A 14,593-nucleotide genomic window follows, 5' to 3' on the forward strand; every position below is an offset into this window, starting at 1 on the left:
TCAAAATCCTCACGTACTTGATGTACGCTCCGGTTTTTGCGCGCTGTCTGCATCCAAACTAACAGCAACAATTGCGCCCATTATTATCTGGTTTTGACGGCGATTTTATTGGTTATCCAGCAGTGTGCGGGCAGCGGTTTCAACAGCATCGACGGTGATGTCTTCAACTTGAGGCCCCATGTGCAATAAAACATGACGTACTAATGGATACCAGCGCAGATACTTTTCAGGCCGAGATTCAAACAAGGCCACGACAGGTATCTGCAACGCTGAACTGATATGAACCGGTGCGCTGTCTGCTGAAATCACCACATCCAATTGGCTCACTGCTGCAACAAAATCATCAACGGACGGCGTAGACAAATGGCGGCCTTTGATGGTCGCTAATTGATGTTCACTTGGGGGTTCTTTGGGATCATACAAAATGATGATATCGGCCTGATCGCTGAGATTCTGTGCCAACTGCTGCCACTTTTCCCAGCTCCAGCGGCGTTGTGGCGATTTGTTAGAGACAAACAATCCAACGCGCGGTCGATTTTTTTCACCTAATTCTACCTGCCACTTTGCCTGCAATTGTGGGTCGGGGTAGATGGATAATTTGAGTTTATTGATATTCACTGAACCTAGTTCAGGCAGCAGAGCAAAGCCGGAGAGTGCTTCATGGTGTATGGGGCGGTTGGCAACATGCTCAGGATTGCGGTCATCAAACTCAGTAGCATGAGTATGCCAGCGACTATCGGCCACATTGAGTTGTTTGGCGAACTGAATACTGTTCTTGCTCATGCCGCCGTTAGGGATAACCAGCAGGTCAAAGCGCAAGCGGCGTAATTGCCAAATAAGGGCCAGCCTGTCGAAAATGGCTTTAACTCGGCCTGATTTTTGGTTTCGTTCACATTGTTTACTGTAAACGTAAGTGTGGACTGCACTAATGTCGGGGTTGCGTGCCAGAGCTTCTCGATTGTATTTATTGGCTAATACATGAATTTCAGCTGATGGCCAGCGCTGTTTCAGCGCATGTAATAAAGCAGTGGTGCATATCATATCGCCAAGAAAATCAATTCGAATGACTAAAATGCGCTGCATTTATACTTCTTCCCAGAAATAATTTTATGCCTTATTAAACATTAAAACTTTCTGAGTAATAACAAAAATAAACATTAATTTAATATCTATTTAGGTAATAAATGCGTTTGTTGGGCATAACGCGCAAGAATTAGAGAACAACGTAGCGCCTGCCAGAACTCATGAATGTTGCCAATACCGCGGAATAACGCAGGGTATAGGCCTAAATGGCCAAACTCGGCAGCCAGTGCGCTGCGGGCTGAAGAGACGGGAAGCTGTTTGCGCATCAACCCCAAAAAATGGCGACTTTCCTGATTCGCGTGACGTAACAGCGCATGGCGTAGCGCTGGTTCCTTCGTTTCGGCAATATCAACTAACCCCTTGATAATGTGAATATAGCTACTGGCACGGCGCAGTAGCGCTTGGGTTTCATGAGAGTGAGTGATTGACTCAGGATTCGCCCGATAACCGTAGAATGGATGGGCACAATAGCCGATGCGTTGAGCGGCTAAGGCCAGTTGAGTTGTCCACAAAATATCTTCATGGAGCATTCTTGGAATGAATGCCAACTGATGGGTCTGGAGTAACTCACGGCGAATGAGTTGCAGCCAGGCATAATGCGGCCATTCATTGCATTCGACACTACGGATAACCCACTGTTGACCAGTGAGTACTTGGCCCCAAGGTTGTTTATGCAACAAAGGGCTGCGCTGAGATTGTTGAGGGGCGGCATTGAAAGCATAACCGTTGCCAATCAGGACATCGAGTTGCTGGCGTTTAGCTTGTTCCCACCAAGTGGATAAAGCATTGGGTGCGAGCCAATCATCCCCGTCGGCAAAGGCAATCCAAGGACTACTCGCGTGAGTGATACCGGTGTTGCGGGCCACGGAAAGCCCCTGATTGTGTTGATTAATAATGATTAGCCGTGGGTCGTGGCGGGCAATGTTTTCTAAAATCGCGAGGCTATTATCAGTTGACCCATCATTAACAGCGATAATCTCTAATGATGGGCCAGTCTGGCTGCGTAATGAATCGAGAAGCTCCGTGAGGTACGCCATACAGTTAAATACCGGCACCACGACGGTAATGTCCTTTTTGCTCATGACGTTATTATCCATAATGTTGTCATTTTTCAAGCCGCAAGGGTGGCGGCTTTGTGCTTACTCAAATCTTGCTGCGGATTACTCCGCTTCAAATATCTTGGTGATATTCTCCAACTGCTCTTGGGCGTCCAGCCACTGCATTTCTGTCTCTTCCAGCTTGGACTTAACCTGCGTCTGCTGCTGTAGACATTGAGTCAAATCCGCCTTGCGCGCAATATCATATAAGGCAGAATCAGCAAGTTGCTCTTCAATTGCAGTCAGCTCTGCGCTGAGTTTATCCATCTGCTTTTCCAGCGCCATAATCTGCTTACGCAATGGCTGGGTTTGATTACGGAACTCGGCATCACGACGTTTTTGATCTTTACGTTGTTGTGCACTGTTACCAGATAACTCTTTGGTGGGGTTATCTTGCTGACTTTGTTGGCGCTGCAAGTCCACCAAAAACTGCTGATAATCTTCCAGATCACCGTCGAATTGCTCCACTTTACCATCGTGTACCAGATAAAGGTCATCGGTAGTTGAACGCAGCAAATGACGATCATGGGACACCACTACCAATGCACCCTCGAAATCAATTAATGCTTCGGTCAAGGCTTGACGCATATCAAGGTCAAGATGGTTAGTCGGCTCATCGAGCAGTAACAGGTTAGGGCGCTGCCAAATAATCAGTGCCAACACCAGACGCGCCTTTTCACCCCCGGAGAAGCGCGCAGTGGGATCGGTGACTTGATCCCCCTGAAAACCGTAGCCACCCAGATAATCACGCAGTTGTTGCTCTGGCTCTTTGGGGGCCAGACGGCTCATATGCTGTAGTGGGGATTCATCAGCGCGTAAGAATTCAAGTTGATGCTGGGCGAAGTAACCCAGTTTAATCCCTTTGGATAAGCCGATTTCACCACTTTGCGGTTCTAACGTTCCGGCGAGCAGTTTAATCAGCGTCGATTTACCGGCTCCATTGCGCCCTAGCAGACCAATGCGCGAACCCGGTACCAGATTGAGTTTTATCGATTCTAAAATTGTACGATCGCCATAACCGGCACTGACTTTATCCATGCGCAGCAGCGGGTCAGGTAGGCTTTCAGGTGTCCGGAAACTAAAGTGGAAAGGATTATCCACATGCGCGGGCGCAATCAGTTCCATCCGCTCCAACATTTTAATCCGGCTTTGTGCCTGTTTGGCTTTAGTGGCCTGTGCGCGGAAGCGATCAATGTAACTTTGCAGGTGTGCAACTTTCTCTTGTTGATGCTGATACATCGATTGTTGCTGTGCCAGTTTGGTGGCTCGTTGGCGTTCGAAGGATGAATAATTACCGGTATATTCATTCAGCGTCTGCTGTTCAATATGCAAAATCTTATCAATAATAGGATCAAGGAAATCGCGGTCATGGGAAATCAGCACCAGCGTACCGGTGTAGCTTTTCAGCCATTTCTCCAACCAGATGACGGCATCCAAATCCAAATGGTTGGTCGGTTCATCCAACAGCAGTAAATCGGAACGGCAAATCAGCGCCTGAGCCAGATTAAGGCGCATACGCCAGCCGCCTGAAAATGAACGTACTGGCTGTTGTAATTGGTCTTGAGAAAACCCTAACCCATGCAGCAAGCTGGCCGCGCGCGATTGAATGGTCCAGGCATGGATGGCGTCTAACTTGCCGTGCACGGTTGCAATGGCATGGCCGTCATTTTTTTCATTGGCGACTTGTAGTTCGGCCTCCAGTTGACGATATTCACGGTCACCGTCGATAACATACTCTATCGCCGGAATATCCAGTGCTGGGGTCTCTTGGTTAACCCAGGCCAGCGCCCAATTACTGGGAAACGTGGCATTGCCACCATCGGCACTTAATTCGCCTTTGAGTAGCGCCAGCAGAGTGGATTTACCACAGCCGTTTTTGCCGACCAGCCCGACCTTTTGGCCAGGGTTAATCGTTGCTGTCGCGTTGTCCAGCAAGACGCGAGTACCACGTCGAATTTGTAGCGAGGAAAAAACAATCATAGAGTGCCGTATGTTTAGAGTATGTTAATAGGGTATATACTCGTCATACTTCAAGCCGCAGGGGCGTTGGCTGCGCGTTCTTACCTCAGTCACTTACTCAAGTAAGCTCTAGGGGATTCGCACTCTTGCCGCCTGCCTGCACTCGAATTATTTAGAGTATTAGAGTACCCATTTCAGTCTTTTTTAGTCTTTGCGGAGCATGGTAACGGAAAAACCGGGCCCTGACGACGCTTTGGAGGGGAATGATGTCGCAGCTACCGAAGGTTTTGCTGTTGTATGCCCATCCGGAATCACAAGACTCGGTGGCAAACCGGGTTTTACTGCAACCGGTGCAGCAATTAGAACATGTCACTGTGCACGATCTTTATGCACATTATCCGGATTTCTTCATTGATATTCACCATGAGCAGCAACTGCTACGTGAACATCAAGTTATTGTTTTTCAACATCCCCTTTACACCTACAGTTGCCCGGCCCTACTCAAAGAGTGGCTGGACCGAGTGCTGGCGCGTGGCTTTGCTAATGGTGTAGGGGGGCATGCTCTGACGGGGAAATATTGGCGGTCAGTCATTACCACAGGTGAGCCAGAAGGCGCCTATCGGGCTGGGGGATATAACCGCTATCCGATGGAAGATATTTTGCGGCCTTTTGAGTTAACCGCAGCGATGTGCCATATGCATTGGATGAATCCGATGATTGTCTACTGGGCACGACGCCAGAAGCCGGAAGTCTTAGCCAGCCATGCACAAGCTTATGCGCAGTGGTTGCAGTCACCGTTGCCCACAGGGGGGCACTGATATATGGAAGGCTCGGCGTTACTGACCGCAATTTTATTATTTCTCTTTGCTGCTGTGGTGGCTGTTCCTATTGCCCAGCGCCTCGGTATCGGCGCGGTATTGGGCTACCTGATTGCCGGCATTGCTATTGGCCCATGGGGTTTAGGGTTTATTCGTGACGTTGACGAAATTCTTCACTTCTCAGAATTGGGTGTTGTTTTTCTGATGTTTATCATCGGGTTGGAGCTTAATCCAGCCAAGCTCTGGCAGTTGCGACGCTCTATTTTTGGTGTGGGTGCCGGTCAGGTAGTGATAACCGCGGCAGTATTAGGGGCATTACTCTATTTCACTCAATTTGCTTGGCAGGCCGCCGTTATCGGTGGTGTCGGTTTAGCGATGTCCTCCACCGCGATGGCATTGCAACTGATGCGGGAAAAAGGGATGAACCGCAACGAAGGCGGTCAACTGGGGTTCTCGGTCTTACTGTTCCAAGACATGGCGGTTATCCCGGCATTGGCACTGATTCCTATTCTGGCCGGTGGCGGTGGGGCGGCCAATGACTGGGTCAAAATTGGTATCAAAGTGGCCGCTTTTGCGGGCATGTTGATTGGTGGCCGCTATTTGCTACGCCCGTTATTCCGCTACATTGTGGCCTCTGGGGTGCGGGAAGTTTTCACCGCGGCAGCTTTACTGGTGGTGTTGGGGTCGGCGCTGTTTATGGATGCATTGGGCCTATCTATGGCACTAGGGACATTCATCGCGGGTATTTTGCTGGCAGAAAGTGAATTCCAGCACGAACTGGAAATTGCCATTGAACCCTTTAAGGGATTACTGCTCGGGTTATTTTTCATCTCGGTCGGCATGGCGCTAAACCTCGGTGTGCTCTTCACACATCTGCTGGATGTGTTGTTAGGTGTCCTCGCGTTGGTGTTTATCAAAGGCACCGTGCTATATGGATTGGCCCGGACATTTGGCCTACGCCGCTCGGTACGTCTGCAATTTGCCGGGGTGCTGAGTCAGGGGGGGGAATTTGCTTTCGTCTTGTTCTCCGCGGCATTTTCTCAGCATGTTTTGAATGCCGAGCAACTGGCTTTGTTGTTGGTGGTGGTCACGCTGTCAATGATGACGACGCCACTGCTGATGCAAGGCATCGACCGTATTCTGGTACGCCGTTATAACGCGCAAGAAGAGAGTGATGAGAAGCCCTTTGTGGAAGATAATGATCCGCAAGTCATTATTGTTGGATTCGGGCGATTTGGTCAGGTAATTGGTCGCTTATTGATGGCGAACAAAATGCGCATTACAGTTTTGGAGCGCGATGTCAGTGCCGTCAGTGTTATGCGCAAATATGGTTATAAAGTCTATTATGGCGACGCTACTGAGCTGGAGTTGTTGCGGGCAGCTGGAGCAGAAAAAGCCAAAGCTATCGTTATCACCTGTAATGAGCCGGAAGACACCATGACATTGGTGCATTTGTGCCAGCAGCATTTTCCTAACTTGCACATTCTGGCCCGTGCCAGAGGGCGTGTTGAAGCGCATGAGTTGCTACAAAATGGGGTCAAGGACTTCACCCGCGAAACGTTCTCCAGTGCGTTGGAACTGGGGCGGAAAACCTTGTTGGGGTTAGGAATGCATCCCCATCAGGCTTATCGGGCGCAACAACATTTCCGCCGTCTTGATATGCGCATGTTACGTGAGTTAGTGCCGCAACATCATGGCGACGTCGCACAAATATCCAGAATTAAAGAAGCCCGTCGTGAATTGGAAGATATTTTCCAGCGAGAAATGCTGCATGAAAGTCGGCAGTTAGATGGGTGGGATGAATACGAATAACGCCGGAGAGAACGATGACAGTGACACGTAAAAGGTTTATTGCCGGAGCCGTTTGTCCGCAATGTAAGGCATTGGATACGCTAGCTTTATGGCGTGAAGATCAGGTTGAAGTTGTCGAGTGTGTGAAGTGCGGTCACCATCAGCGTCAGACGGATGAACAAGTCAATCAACACGTTCGTGAAAATGAACAAGTGATCGGTATTTTCCATCCGGAGTAGCGTTATCCTTCGCGTTTTTTTATGCTGGAGGGTACAGCGGTGCAGATTTCCGCTACAATCTGTGCCAATTTTTGTTCCAAGGGTAGGAGATATCATGAAAGTAGCAAAAGACTTGGTGGTCAGCCTGGCTTACCAGGTACGTACAGAAGACGGTGTTTTAGTTGATGAGTCTCCGGTGAGCGCGCCGTTGGACTACCTGCACGGACACGGTTCCCTGATCGCTGGTTTGGAAAAAGCGCTCGAAGGCCACGAAGCGGGTGACAGCTTTGATGTGCGTGTTAACGCTGATGAAGGTTACGGCAGCTATGATGAAAATCTGGTGCAGCGCGTACCGAAAGACGTCTTCATGGGTGTTGACGAGCTGGAAGTTGGCATGCGTTTTCTGGCGGATACCGATCAAGGCCCAGTACCAGTAGAAATCACAGCGGTTGAAGATGAACACGTTGTGGTTGATGGTAACCATATGCTGGCGGGTCAGGATTTGAACTTCCACGTTGAAGTGGTTGCTATCCGTGAAGCAACGGAAGAAGAACTGCAACATGGTCACGTACATGGTGAGCATGATCATCATCACGAACACGGTGACGGTTGCTGCGGTGGTCATGGCCATGATGAAGGTGAGCACGGCCACGAACACGGCAAAGGCGGTTGTGGTAAAGGCGGCGGCTGTGGCTGTCACTAAAATCTAACCGAGTCAGTTAACAAGACTCAGTTAGTCAAAAGCCAGCCTTGCGGCTGGCTTTTTGCTATTAGCTGCACTGAATTTCACTGCCAGTGCTAATGACTGCCAATACTAATAGTGCGGAGGCGGTGTCTCATCCGATTCGGCGACCAGCATTGATGGCTGGGATGCCCGTAGTTTATCGGTCAACAAACGTAGATGCTCCCGCAGCTTACTCATTTCCATCTGATGTTCCGTCACGATTAAATTGAGTTCATCAATCGTCACTTCCTGAAATGCCAGACGGCTTTCCAGCATTTCTAGCCGTTGCTCAAACAGGGATTGTTCCATCTTAATTACCTCTCATGACTGCAAATCATACCCATTAACCACTTTCCACCTGATGAAAATAGGGAAAATGGCAGGGAGGGTGGATTCTACCTGTAAAACTCCGTGATTGCTCTGCGAGGGTCAAGATATCGATAAAACGAAACTTCTTGTAGTAAAAAAAGTCTGAATATCACTTAATAGCATGAGTATAGAGATTGTTTTGTGTTCGCACAGACAGTTATAGTACAAGTTACTCTTATAATCGTTGCTTGGGGTAAGAGTCCTTAAGCCAATGGAGAAATGGATGAAATCACTGTTTAAAGTAACGCTACTGGCTACCACCATGGCGCTGACCCTGAATACCTCTGCTGCTTTTGCTGCTGAAGCAGCGAAAACGGCTGACGCCGCAGCAACGACAAATAGCGCATTTAAGAATGATGACCAGCAATCTGCCTATGCATTAGGCGCATCATTAGGGCGTTACATGGATAACTCCCTGAAAGAACAAGAAAAACTGGGCATTAAACTGGATAAAGACCAGTTGATCGCGGGTGTACAGGACGCTTTTGCTAGCAAGAGCAAGCTGACCGACGAAGAAATCGAAAAAACCCTGCAAGGTTTTGAAGCGCGTGTAAAAGCCTCTGCTCAAGCGAAAATGGAGCAGGATGCTAAAGAAAACGCCGATAAAGGCGCTAAGTATCGCGAAACCTTCGCTAAAGAAAAAGATGTGAAGAAAACTGAATCTGGCCTGCTGTACAAAGTAGAGAAAGCCGGTACAGGTGAAGCACCAAAAGACACCGATACCGTCGTTGTTAACTACAAAGGGACGCTGACCGACGGTACTGAGTTTGATAACTCATACAAACGTGGTGAGCCGCTGTCCTTCCGTCTGGATGGTGTTATCCCTGGCTGGACCGAAGGTCTGAAGCAAATCAAGAAAGGTGGCAAGATAACTCTGGTTATCCCACCAGAGTTGGCATACGGCAAAACTGGCGTCCCAGGGATCCCGGCTAACTCTACTCTGGTATTTGATGTAGAACTGTTGGATGTGAAAGCTGCGCCTAAAGCAGACGCTGCTGAAGAACAACCAGCCGCTGCCGCGGATGCAAAAGCTAAAAAGTAATTTAGCTTAGAACCCGGTTATGCTGATAACCGCTGCGATTTTTGTCGTGGCGGTTTTTTTTGCGTTATATCTATCAATTTGCACTTCTGTTCGTTGATAACTTGACGATTTATGGCTTGTGGGCTTAACGTCAATATCACGCGCAAACGCAAGGATTTTATCTCGGCATATTTGCTAGACTTAAAATCTAGGATATTGAGTTATTAGTCTGCCAACGATATTGAGACAGGCTTTACGTAGAGGATGGTGTCTTCGATGTCTAATTCGCTTCTCAGTAGCGAAACCAGTGAACTGGATTTACTGGATGAACGTCCGTTCAGTCAGACGGACCATGAAATACTAAAGTCATACGAGGCTATCGTTGATGGCTTGGCTATGCTTATTGGCAACCACTGTGAAATTGTCCTGCATTCACTGGAAGACCTCAAAAGCTCTGCGGTAAGAATCGCTAATGGCGAGCATACCGGAAGGCAGATTGGCTCACCGATAACAGACTTGGCTCTGCGGATGCTGCACGATATGGCCGGTGCTGACAGCAGTGTTTCACGGGCTTATTTCACACGCGCCAAAAGCGGTGTATTGATGAAGTCTGTCACCATCGCTATTCGCAACCGTGACCAGCGCGTGATTGGCTTGCTGTGCATTAATATGAATCTGGATGTGCCTTTTTCACAAATCATTCAGACTTTTATGCCGCCGGAAACACAAGAAGTCCCTTCCTCAGTCAATTTTGCCTCATCTGTGGATGACTTGGTGGCGCAAACATTGGAGTTCACCATTGAAGAAGTGAATGCTGATCGCAATGTTTCTAATAATGCGAAGAACCGTCAAGTGGTCCTCAACCTTTATGAAAAAGGTATTTTTGATATCAAAGATGCCATCAATCAGGTTGCAGAACGGCTCAATATTTCTAAACACACTGTGTATCTCTACATTCGCCAATTTAAAAGCGGTGACCTTATTGGACATGATCGTTGATGTCTGAGGTGAATATCGCAAAATATTGCCTGATGGTGACAGGGCCTGCTTATGGAACACAGCAATCGAGTAGTGCGTATCAGTTTGCACAAGCTCTGATTAAGTCCGGACATATGTTAACCAGTGTATTTTTCTACCGTGAAGGTGTGCTGAATGCTAACCAACTGACATCGCCCGCCAGTGATGAATTCGATCTGGTTCGGGCATGGCAACAGTTGGCAGCCAAGCATGCAGTGACGTTGAATGTGTGTGTTGCAGCGGCACTGCGCCGTGGTGTCACTGACGCACAGGAAGCTGAGCAACTCAATCTGACCGCTGCAAACTTGCAAACAGGGTTTACCTTGAGTGGTTTGGGCGCATTGGCGGAAGCGGCATTAACTTGCGACCGAATGGTGCAATTTTAATGGGCAAGAATCGGATCGCATTTGTTTTTACCCAAGGGCCGCATGGCAATACCAGTGGCCGTGAAGGGCTGGATGCATTACTCGCGACTTCTGCTCTTAGCGAAGAGATCGGTGCTTTCTTTGTGTCAGATGGTGTACTCCAGTTATTACCGCAGCAAAAACCAGAAGTCATCCTCGCCAGAAACTATATTGCGACTTTTGGTGTCTTACCCCTGTACGATGTCGAGAATTGTTATATTTGTGGAGCGTCATTGCAGCAACGTGGATTGAGTGAAGTGACGGATTGGGTACTTGATGTTGAGGTATTATCTCCGGTAAATTTGCGTAGCCAATTGGCAACTTATGATGTCGTGCTGACTTTTTAATGGGATTCGGGTAGCGATAATGCTGTATACCGTCAGTCATTCACCTTATCACTGCGATTTATCTGCATTACTGAGATTAGTCACATCCGAAGATGAGATTTTATTTCTACAAGACGGTGTTATGGCTGTCTTGAAAAACAGTGAAAGTCTTAAGCTATTGTTAAATAACCCCGCTTCCCTCTTTGTGTTGGGAGATGATGTCATTGCGCGTGGCTTGTCTGGTCAAATTTCAGACAGCGTTACAGTAATCGGCTATACTCACTTCGTGGATTTGACCCTAAAACATCAGCAACAACTGGCATGGTAATGCAGTTGATGCTGTATATTTCTTGACACCTTAGATAGTCAGCCATAAAATTCTGCGTCCTCGTTCTCTGCCAGTAGTGCAAACGAGGGGGATTTATCACGTGTTTACGAAGCAAAAAACCAGGAGCTTTTTTAATAATGGCAACGATTAACCAGCTGGTTCGCAAGCCACGCAGCATGAAGGTTGCTAAAAGCAACGTTCCTGCGCTGGAAGCATGCCCGCAGAAACGTGGTGTATGTACCCGCGTATATACCACCACCCCGAAAAAACCTAACTCCGCACTGCGTAAAGTTTGCCGTGTGCGTTTAACTAACGGTTTTGAAGTCACCTCCTACATCGGCGGTGAAGGTCATAACCTACAGGAACACTCCGTGATCCTGATCCGTGGCGGTCGTGTTAAAGACTTGCCAGGTGTGCGTTACCACACCGTTCGCGGCGCGCTTGACTGCTCAGGTGTTAAAGACCGTAAGCAATCACGTTCTAAGTACGGCGTGAAGAAGCCAAAGGCTTAATGGTTCTCCGTTAAGTAAGGCCAAACATTTTTACATTAATGTCAAAATAAACTCTTAGAGTTTTGGACAACCCTGAATTAACAACGGAGTATTTCCATGCCACGTCGTCGTGTAATTGGCCAACGTAAAATTTTACCAGATCCTAAGTTCGGATCTGAATTGTTGGCGAAATTTGTAAATATCCTGATGGTAGATGGTAAAAAATCTACTGCAGAAGCAATCGTCTATACCGCGCTGGAGACCCTGGCTCAGCGTTCTGGTAAAGATTTTCTGGAAGCTTTCGAAGTAGCTCTGGATAACGTGCGCCCGACTGTCGAAGTTAAGTCTCGCCGCGTTGGTGGTTCTACTTATCAGGTACCAGTTGAAGTTCGTCCGGTTCGTCGTAATGCCTTGGCAATGCGTTGGATCGTTGATGCTGCTCGTAAACGCGGTGATAAATCCATGGCTTTGCGCTTGGCGAATGAACTGTCTGACGCAGCAGAGAACAAAGGTTCTGCTGTTAAGAAACGTGAAGACGTTCACCGTATGGCCGAAGCTAACAAGGCGTTCGCCCACTACCGCTGGTAATTGCCACGTAGTAGTTTGTGTATTCCTGTTTTTTCGACAGGACAAGGCTAAGGCCTGAGAGCAGCTACGAAACAGTACATCAGTACGGCGAGTAGCCGCACAGCGCAGACGCCAATCTTGGCTAAACGAAAAAGCGGGAATAACCATGCGGGCGCTCAAAAGCCAACCCGCATGGGTTAACCGAATGAACGCCCTAGGAATAGAGGAATCAAATGGCTCGTAAAACACCCATTGAGCGCTATCGTAATATCGGTATCAGCGCTCACATCGACGCCGGTAAGACAACCACTACCGAACGTATCCTGTTTTACACCGGTGTAAACCATAAAATCGGTGAAGTTCATGACGGCGCAGCCACCATGGACTGGATGGAACAGGAGCAGGAGCGTGGTATTACCATCACTTCTGCGGCTACTACCTGCTTCTGGTCTGGTATGGCTAAACAGTTCGAACCACATCACGTCAATATCATTGACACCCCTGGGCACGTTGACTTCACCATCGAAGTAGAACGTTCCATGCGTGTTCTTGACGGCGCGGTAATGGTTTACTGTGCAGTTGGTGGTGTTCAGCCACAGTCTGAAACCGTATGGCGTCAGGCTAACAAGTATAAAGTTCCACGTATCGCGTTCGTTAACAAAATGGACCGTATGGGTGCGAACTTCCTGAAAGTTGTTGGTCAGATTAAATCTCGTCTGGGCGCGAATCCAGTTCCATTGCAACTGGCTATCGGCGCGGAAGAGAAATTTACCGGTATTATCGACCTGGTAAAAATGAAAGCTATCAACTGGAACGAAGCTGATCAGGGCGTGACCTTCGAATACGAAGAGATCCCGGCTGATATGGTTGAACTGGCTAAAGAATGGCACCAGAACTTGGTTGAATCTGCTGCGGAAGCATCAGAAGAGCTGATGGACAAATATTTGGGCGGCGAAGAGCTGACCGAAGAAGAGATCAAAACAGCTCTGCGTCAACGTGTTCTGCGCAACGAAATCATCTTGGTTACCTGTGGTTCTGCGTTTAAAAACAAAGGCGTACAGGCAATGCTGGATGCGGTTATTGAATACCTGCCAGCACCAACTGATGTTGAAGCTATCAACGGTATTCTGGATGACGGTAAAGATACTCCGGCAGTTCGTCACTCTGACGACAAAGAGCCGTTCTCTGCACTGGCATTCAAAATTGCTACCGACCCGTTTGTTGGTAACTTGACGTTCTTCCGTGTGTACTCTGGTGTTGTAAACTCCGGTGACACCGTGTTGAACTCAGTACGTTCACAGCGTGAGCGTCTGGGCCGTATCGTACAGATGCACGCAAACAAACGTGAAGAGATCAAAGAAGTTCGCGCAGGCGACATCGCAGCAGCGATCGGTCTGAAAGATGTGACGACAGGTGACACTCTGTGTGATCCTGCTAACCCGATCATCTTGGAACGTATGGAGTTCCCAGAGCCAGTAATCTCTGTTGCCGTTGAACCAAAAACCAAAGCCGACCAAGAAAAAATGGGTATGGCTCTGGGTCGTCTGGCAAAAGAAGATCCATCATTCCGCGTTTGGACTGACGAAGAATCTGGTCAGACTATCATCGCTGGTATGGGTGAGTTGCACTTGGATATCCTGGTTGACCGTATGCGCCGCGAATTTAACGTGGAAGCAAACGTCGGTAAACCTCAGGTTGCATACCGTGAAACTATCCGCGATACCGTTAAGGATATCGAAGGTAAACACGCGAAGCAGTCAGGCGGTCGTGGTCAGTACGGTCATGTTGTAATCGACATGTCTCCGTTACCACCGGGTGGCGCTGGGTATGAATTCGTCAACGAAATCGTTGGTGGTTCTATTCCTAAAGAGTTCATCCCTGCTGTTGATAAAGGTATTCAGGAACAGCTGAAAGCCGGTCCTCTGGCTGGTTACCCAGTTGTTGACGTTAAAATCCGTCTGCACTACGGTTCTTACCATGACGTTGACTCCTCAGAATTGGCGTTTAAATTAGCCGGTTCTATCGCCTTTAAAGAAGGTTTCAAACGAGCTAAACCAGTTCTGCTTGAGCCAATCATGAAGGTTGAAGTCGAAACCCCTGAAGATTACATGGGTGACGTAATGGGCGACCTTAACCGTCGTCGCGGTATCATCGAAGGTATGGAAGATACTGCTACCGGTAAAACCGTTCGCGTCAAGGTTCCGTTGTCTGAAATGTTCGGTTATGCTACTGACCTGCGTTCTCAGACTCAGGGCCGTGCTTCTTACTCCATGGAATTCCTGGAGTATGCTGAAGCACCTAGTAACGTCGCTAAAGCCGTTATCGAAGCCCGTGGCAAATAAGCTTTCGGGTTTAAAACAATGATCCAGTGCTCTCTCAT

16 protein-coding genes are annotated in these 14,593 nt (G+C 48.3%); 12 read left to right on the forward strand and 4 right to left on the reverse strand.

The window, feature by feature from the left end; translation table 11 throughout:
- Nucleotides 1-105: 105 nt before the first annotated feature.
- The 3 genes from ACIOG0_RS01050 to ACIOG0_RS01060 all read right to left on the reverse strand — a co-directional run bounded on the left by ACIOG0_RS01050 (nt 106) and on the right by ACIOG0_RS01060 (nt 4,160).
- On the reverse strand, nt 106-1,083 hold the full coding sequence (locus tag ACIOG0_RS01050; RefSeq protein WP_128451414.1) for a glycosyltransferase family 9 protein: 978 nt from the start codon (nt 1,081-1,083) through the stop codon (nt 106-108).
- 86 nt (nt 1,084-1,169) lie between these two features.
- The gene (locus tag ACIOG0_RS01055; protein ID WP_050140101.1) at nt 1,170-2,165 is read right to left on the reverse strand and encodes a glycosyltransferase; all 996 of its coding nucleotides are present in this window, start codon (nt 2,163-2,165) and stop codon (nt 1,170-1,172) included.
- Between the two features lie 78 nt (nt 2,166-2,243).
- Entirely contained in the window at nt 2,244-4,160 is a 1,917-nt protein-coding gene (locus tag ACIOG0_RS01060; RefSeq protein WP_050099587.1) for an ABC transporter ATP-binding protein, read from the reverse strand.
- 245 nt (nt 4,161-4,405) lie between these two features.
- Here ACIOG0_RS01060 and kefG point away from each other — a divergent pair, with 245 nt between their 5' ends.
- From kefG to slyD, 4 genes are all read left to right on the forward strand, one after another.
- Nucleotides 4,406-4,957: a glutathione-regulated potassium-efflux system ancillary protein KefG gene (gene kefG, locus ACIOG0_RS01065; protein WP_050099588.1), complete on the forward strand. Its 552-nt coding sequence runs from the start codon at nt 4,406-4,408 to the stop codon at nt 4,955-4,957.
- A gap of 3 nt (nt 4,958-4,960) precedes the next feature.
- Complete coding sequence (gene kefB, locus ACIOG0_RS01070; RefSeq protein ID WP_050099589.1) at nt 4,961-6,769, forward strand: glutathione-regulated potassium-efflux system protein KefB; 1,809 nt, start codon at nt 4,961-4,963, stop codon at nt 6,767-6,769.
- 14 nt (nt 6,770-6,783) lie between these two features.
- Nucleotides 6,784-6,987 (forward strand): YheV family putative zinc ribbon protein, encoded by a 204-nt coding sequence (locus tag ACIOG0_RS01075; RefSeq protein ID WP_050099590.1) that lies wholly within the window; start codon nt 6,784-6,786, stop codon nt 6,985-6,987.
- 94 nt (nt 6,988-7,081) lie between these two features.
- A complete protein-coding gene (slyD, locus tag ACIOG0_RS01080) occupies nt 7,082-7,669 on the forward strand; it encodes a peptidylprolyl isomerase (RefSeq protein WP_004709267.1) in 588 nt (195 codons plus the stop codon).
- Nucleotides 7,670-7,780: 111 nt separating this feature from the next.
- Here the strand turns inward: slyD and ACIOG0_RS01085 are convergent, their stop codons facing one another.
- Nucleotides 7,781-7,999: a protein SlyX gene (locus ACIOG0_RS01085; RefSeq protein WP_004709265.1), complete on the reverse strand. Its 219-nt coding sequence runs from the start codon at nt 7,997-7,999 to the stop codon at nt 7,781-7,783.
- A gap of 283 nt (nt 8,000-8,282) precedes the next feature.
- On the opposite strand from ACIOG0_RS01085, the gene fkpA reads away from it, so the two are divergent.
- The 8 genes from fkpA (at nt 8,283) to fusA (ending at nt 14,555) form a co-directional block, all read left to right on the forward strand.
- Complete coding sequence (gene fkpA, locus ACIOG0_RS01090; protein ID WP_050099591.1) at nt 8,283-9,101, forward strand: FKBP-type peptidyl-prolyl cis-trans isomerase; 819 nt, start codon at nt 8,283-8,285, stop codon at nt 9,099-9,101.
- A 255-nt stretch (nt 9,102-9,356) separates the two neighbouring features.
- The gene (locus tag ACIOG0_RS01095; protein WP_050099592.1) at nt 9,357-10,079 is read left to right on the forward strand and encodes a transcriptional regulator; all 723 of its coding nucleotides are present in this window, start codon (nt 9,357-9,359) and stop codon (nt 10,077-10,079) included.
- An 8-nt stretch (nt 10,080-10,087) separates the two neighbouring features.
- Complete coding sequence (tusD, locus tag ACIOG0_RS01100) at nt 10,088-10,483, forward strand: sulfurtransferase complex subunit TusD (protein WP_072087710.1); 396 nt, start codon at nt 10,088-10,090, stop codon at nt 10,481-10,483.
- Nucleotides 10,483-10,848: a sulfurtransferase complex subunit TusC gene (gene tusC / locus ACIOG0_RS01105; RefSeq protein WP_050099594.1), complete on the forward strand. Its 366-nt coding sequence runs from the start codon at nt 10,483-10,485 to the stop codon at nt 10,846-10,848. The genes tusD and tusC overlap by 1 nt, the downstream gene beginning before the upstream one ends.
- A gap of 19 nt (nt 10,849-10,867) precedes the next feature.
- Nucleotides 10,868-11,155, forward strand: coding sequence for a sulfurtransferase complex subunit TusB (tusB, locus tag ACIOG0_RS01110; protein WP_050099595.1), 288 nt, complete (start codon nt 10,868-10,870; stop codon nt 11,153-11,155).
- Nucleotides 11,156-11,292: 137 nt separating this feature from the next.
- Nucleotides 11,293-11,667, forward strand: coding sequence for a 30S ribosomal protein S12 (rpsL, locus tag ACIOG0_RS01115; RefSeq protein WP_002212323.1), 375 nt, complete (start codon nt 11,293-11,295; stop codon nt 11,665-11,667).
- A gap of 96 nt (nt 11,668-11,763) precedes the next feature.
- Entirely contained in the window at nt 11,764-12,234 is a 471-nt protein-coding gene (gene rpsG / locus ACIOG0_RS01120; RefSeq protein WP_002212324.1) for a 30S ribosomal protein S7, read from the forward strand.
- A 212-nt stretch (nt 12,235-12,446) separates the two neighbouring features.
- Nucleotides 12,447-14,555 (forward strand): elongation factor G, encoded by a 2,109-nt coding sequence (gene fusA, locus ACIOG0_RS01125; protein WP_050099596.1) that lies wholly within the window; start codon nt 12,447-12,449, stop codon nt 14,553-14,555.
- Nucleotides 14,556-14,593: the final 38 nt, after the last annotated feature.

Origin of the sequence: Yersinia vastinensis, from assembly GCF_044905075.1 — a bacterium.
In the GTDB taxonomy this organism is placed as follows: domain Bacteria; phylum Pseudomonadota; class Gammaproteobacteria; order Enterobacterales; family Enterobacteriaceae; genus Yersinia; species Yersinia vastinensis.

Bases quoted from the DNA above. Each gene is read 5' to 3' on its own strand.
- ACIOG0_RS01050 (WP_128451414.1), bottom strand. From the start codon at position 1,083: ATGCAGCGCATTTTAGTCATTCGAATTGATTTTCTTGGCGATATGATA.
- ACIOG0_RS01055 (WP_050140101.1), bottom strand. From the start codon at position 2,165: ATGAGCAAAAAGGACATTACCGTCGTGGTGCCGGTATTTAACTGTATG.
- ACIOG0_RS01060 (WP_050099587.1), bottom strand. From the start codon at position 4,160: ATGATTGTTTTTTCCTCGCTACAAATTCGACGTGGTACTCGCGTCTTG.
- kefG (WP_050099588.1), top strand. From the start codon at position 4,406: ATGTCGCAGCTACCGAAGGTTTTGCTGTTGTATGCCCATCCGGAATCA.
- kefB (WP_050099589.1), top strand. From the start codon at position 4,961: ATGGAAGGCTCGGCGTTACTGACCGCAATTTTATTATTTCTCTTTGCT.
- ACIOG0_RS01075 (WP_050099590.1), top strand. From the start codon at position 6,784: ATGACAGTGACACGTAAAAGGTTTATTGCCGGAGCCGTTTGTCCGCAA.
- slyD (WP_004709267.1), top strand. From the start codon at position 7,082: ATGAAAGTAGCAAAAGACTTGGTGGTCAGCCTGGCTTACCAGGTACGT.
- ACIOG0_RS01085 (WP_004709265.1), bottom strand. From the start codon at position 7,999: ATGGAACAATCCCTGTTTGAGCAACGGCTAGAAATGCTGGAAAGCCGT.
- fkpA (WP_050099591.1), top strand. From the start codon at position 8,283: ATGAAATCACTGTTTAAAGTAACGCTACTGGCTACCACCATGGCGCTG.
- ACIOG0_RS01095 (WP_050099592.1), top strand. From the start codon at position 9,357: ATGTCTAATTCGCTTCTCAGTAGCGAAACCAGTGAACTGGATTTACTG.
- tusC (WP_050099594.1), top strand. From the start codon at position 10,483: ATGGGCAAGAATCGGATCGCATTTGTTTTTACCCAAGGGCCGCATGGC.
- tusB (WP_050099595.1), top strand. From the start codon at position 10,868: ATGCTGTATACCGTCAGTCATTCACCTTATCACTGCGATTTATCTGCA.
- rpsL (WP_002212323.1), top strand. From the start codon at position 11,293: ATGGCAACGATTAACCAGCTGGTTCGCAAGCCACGCAGCATGAAGGTT.
- rpsG (WP_002212324.1), top strand. From the start codon at position 11,764: ATGCCACGTCGTCGTGTAATTGGCCAACGTAAAATTTTACCAGATCCT.
- fusA (WP_050099596.1), top strand. From the start codon at position 12,447: ATGGCTCGTAAAACACCCATTGAGCGCTATCGTAATATCGGTATCAGC.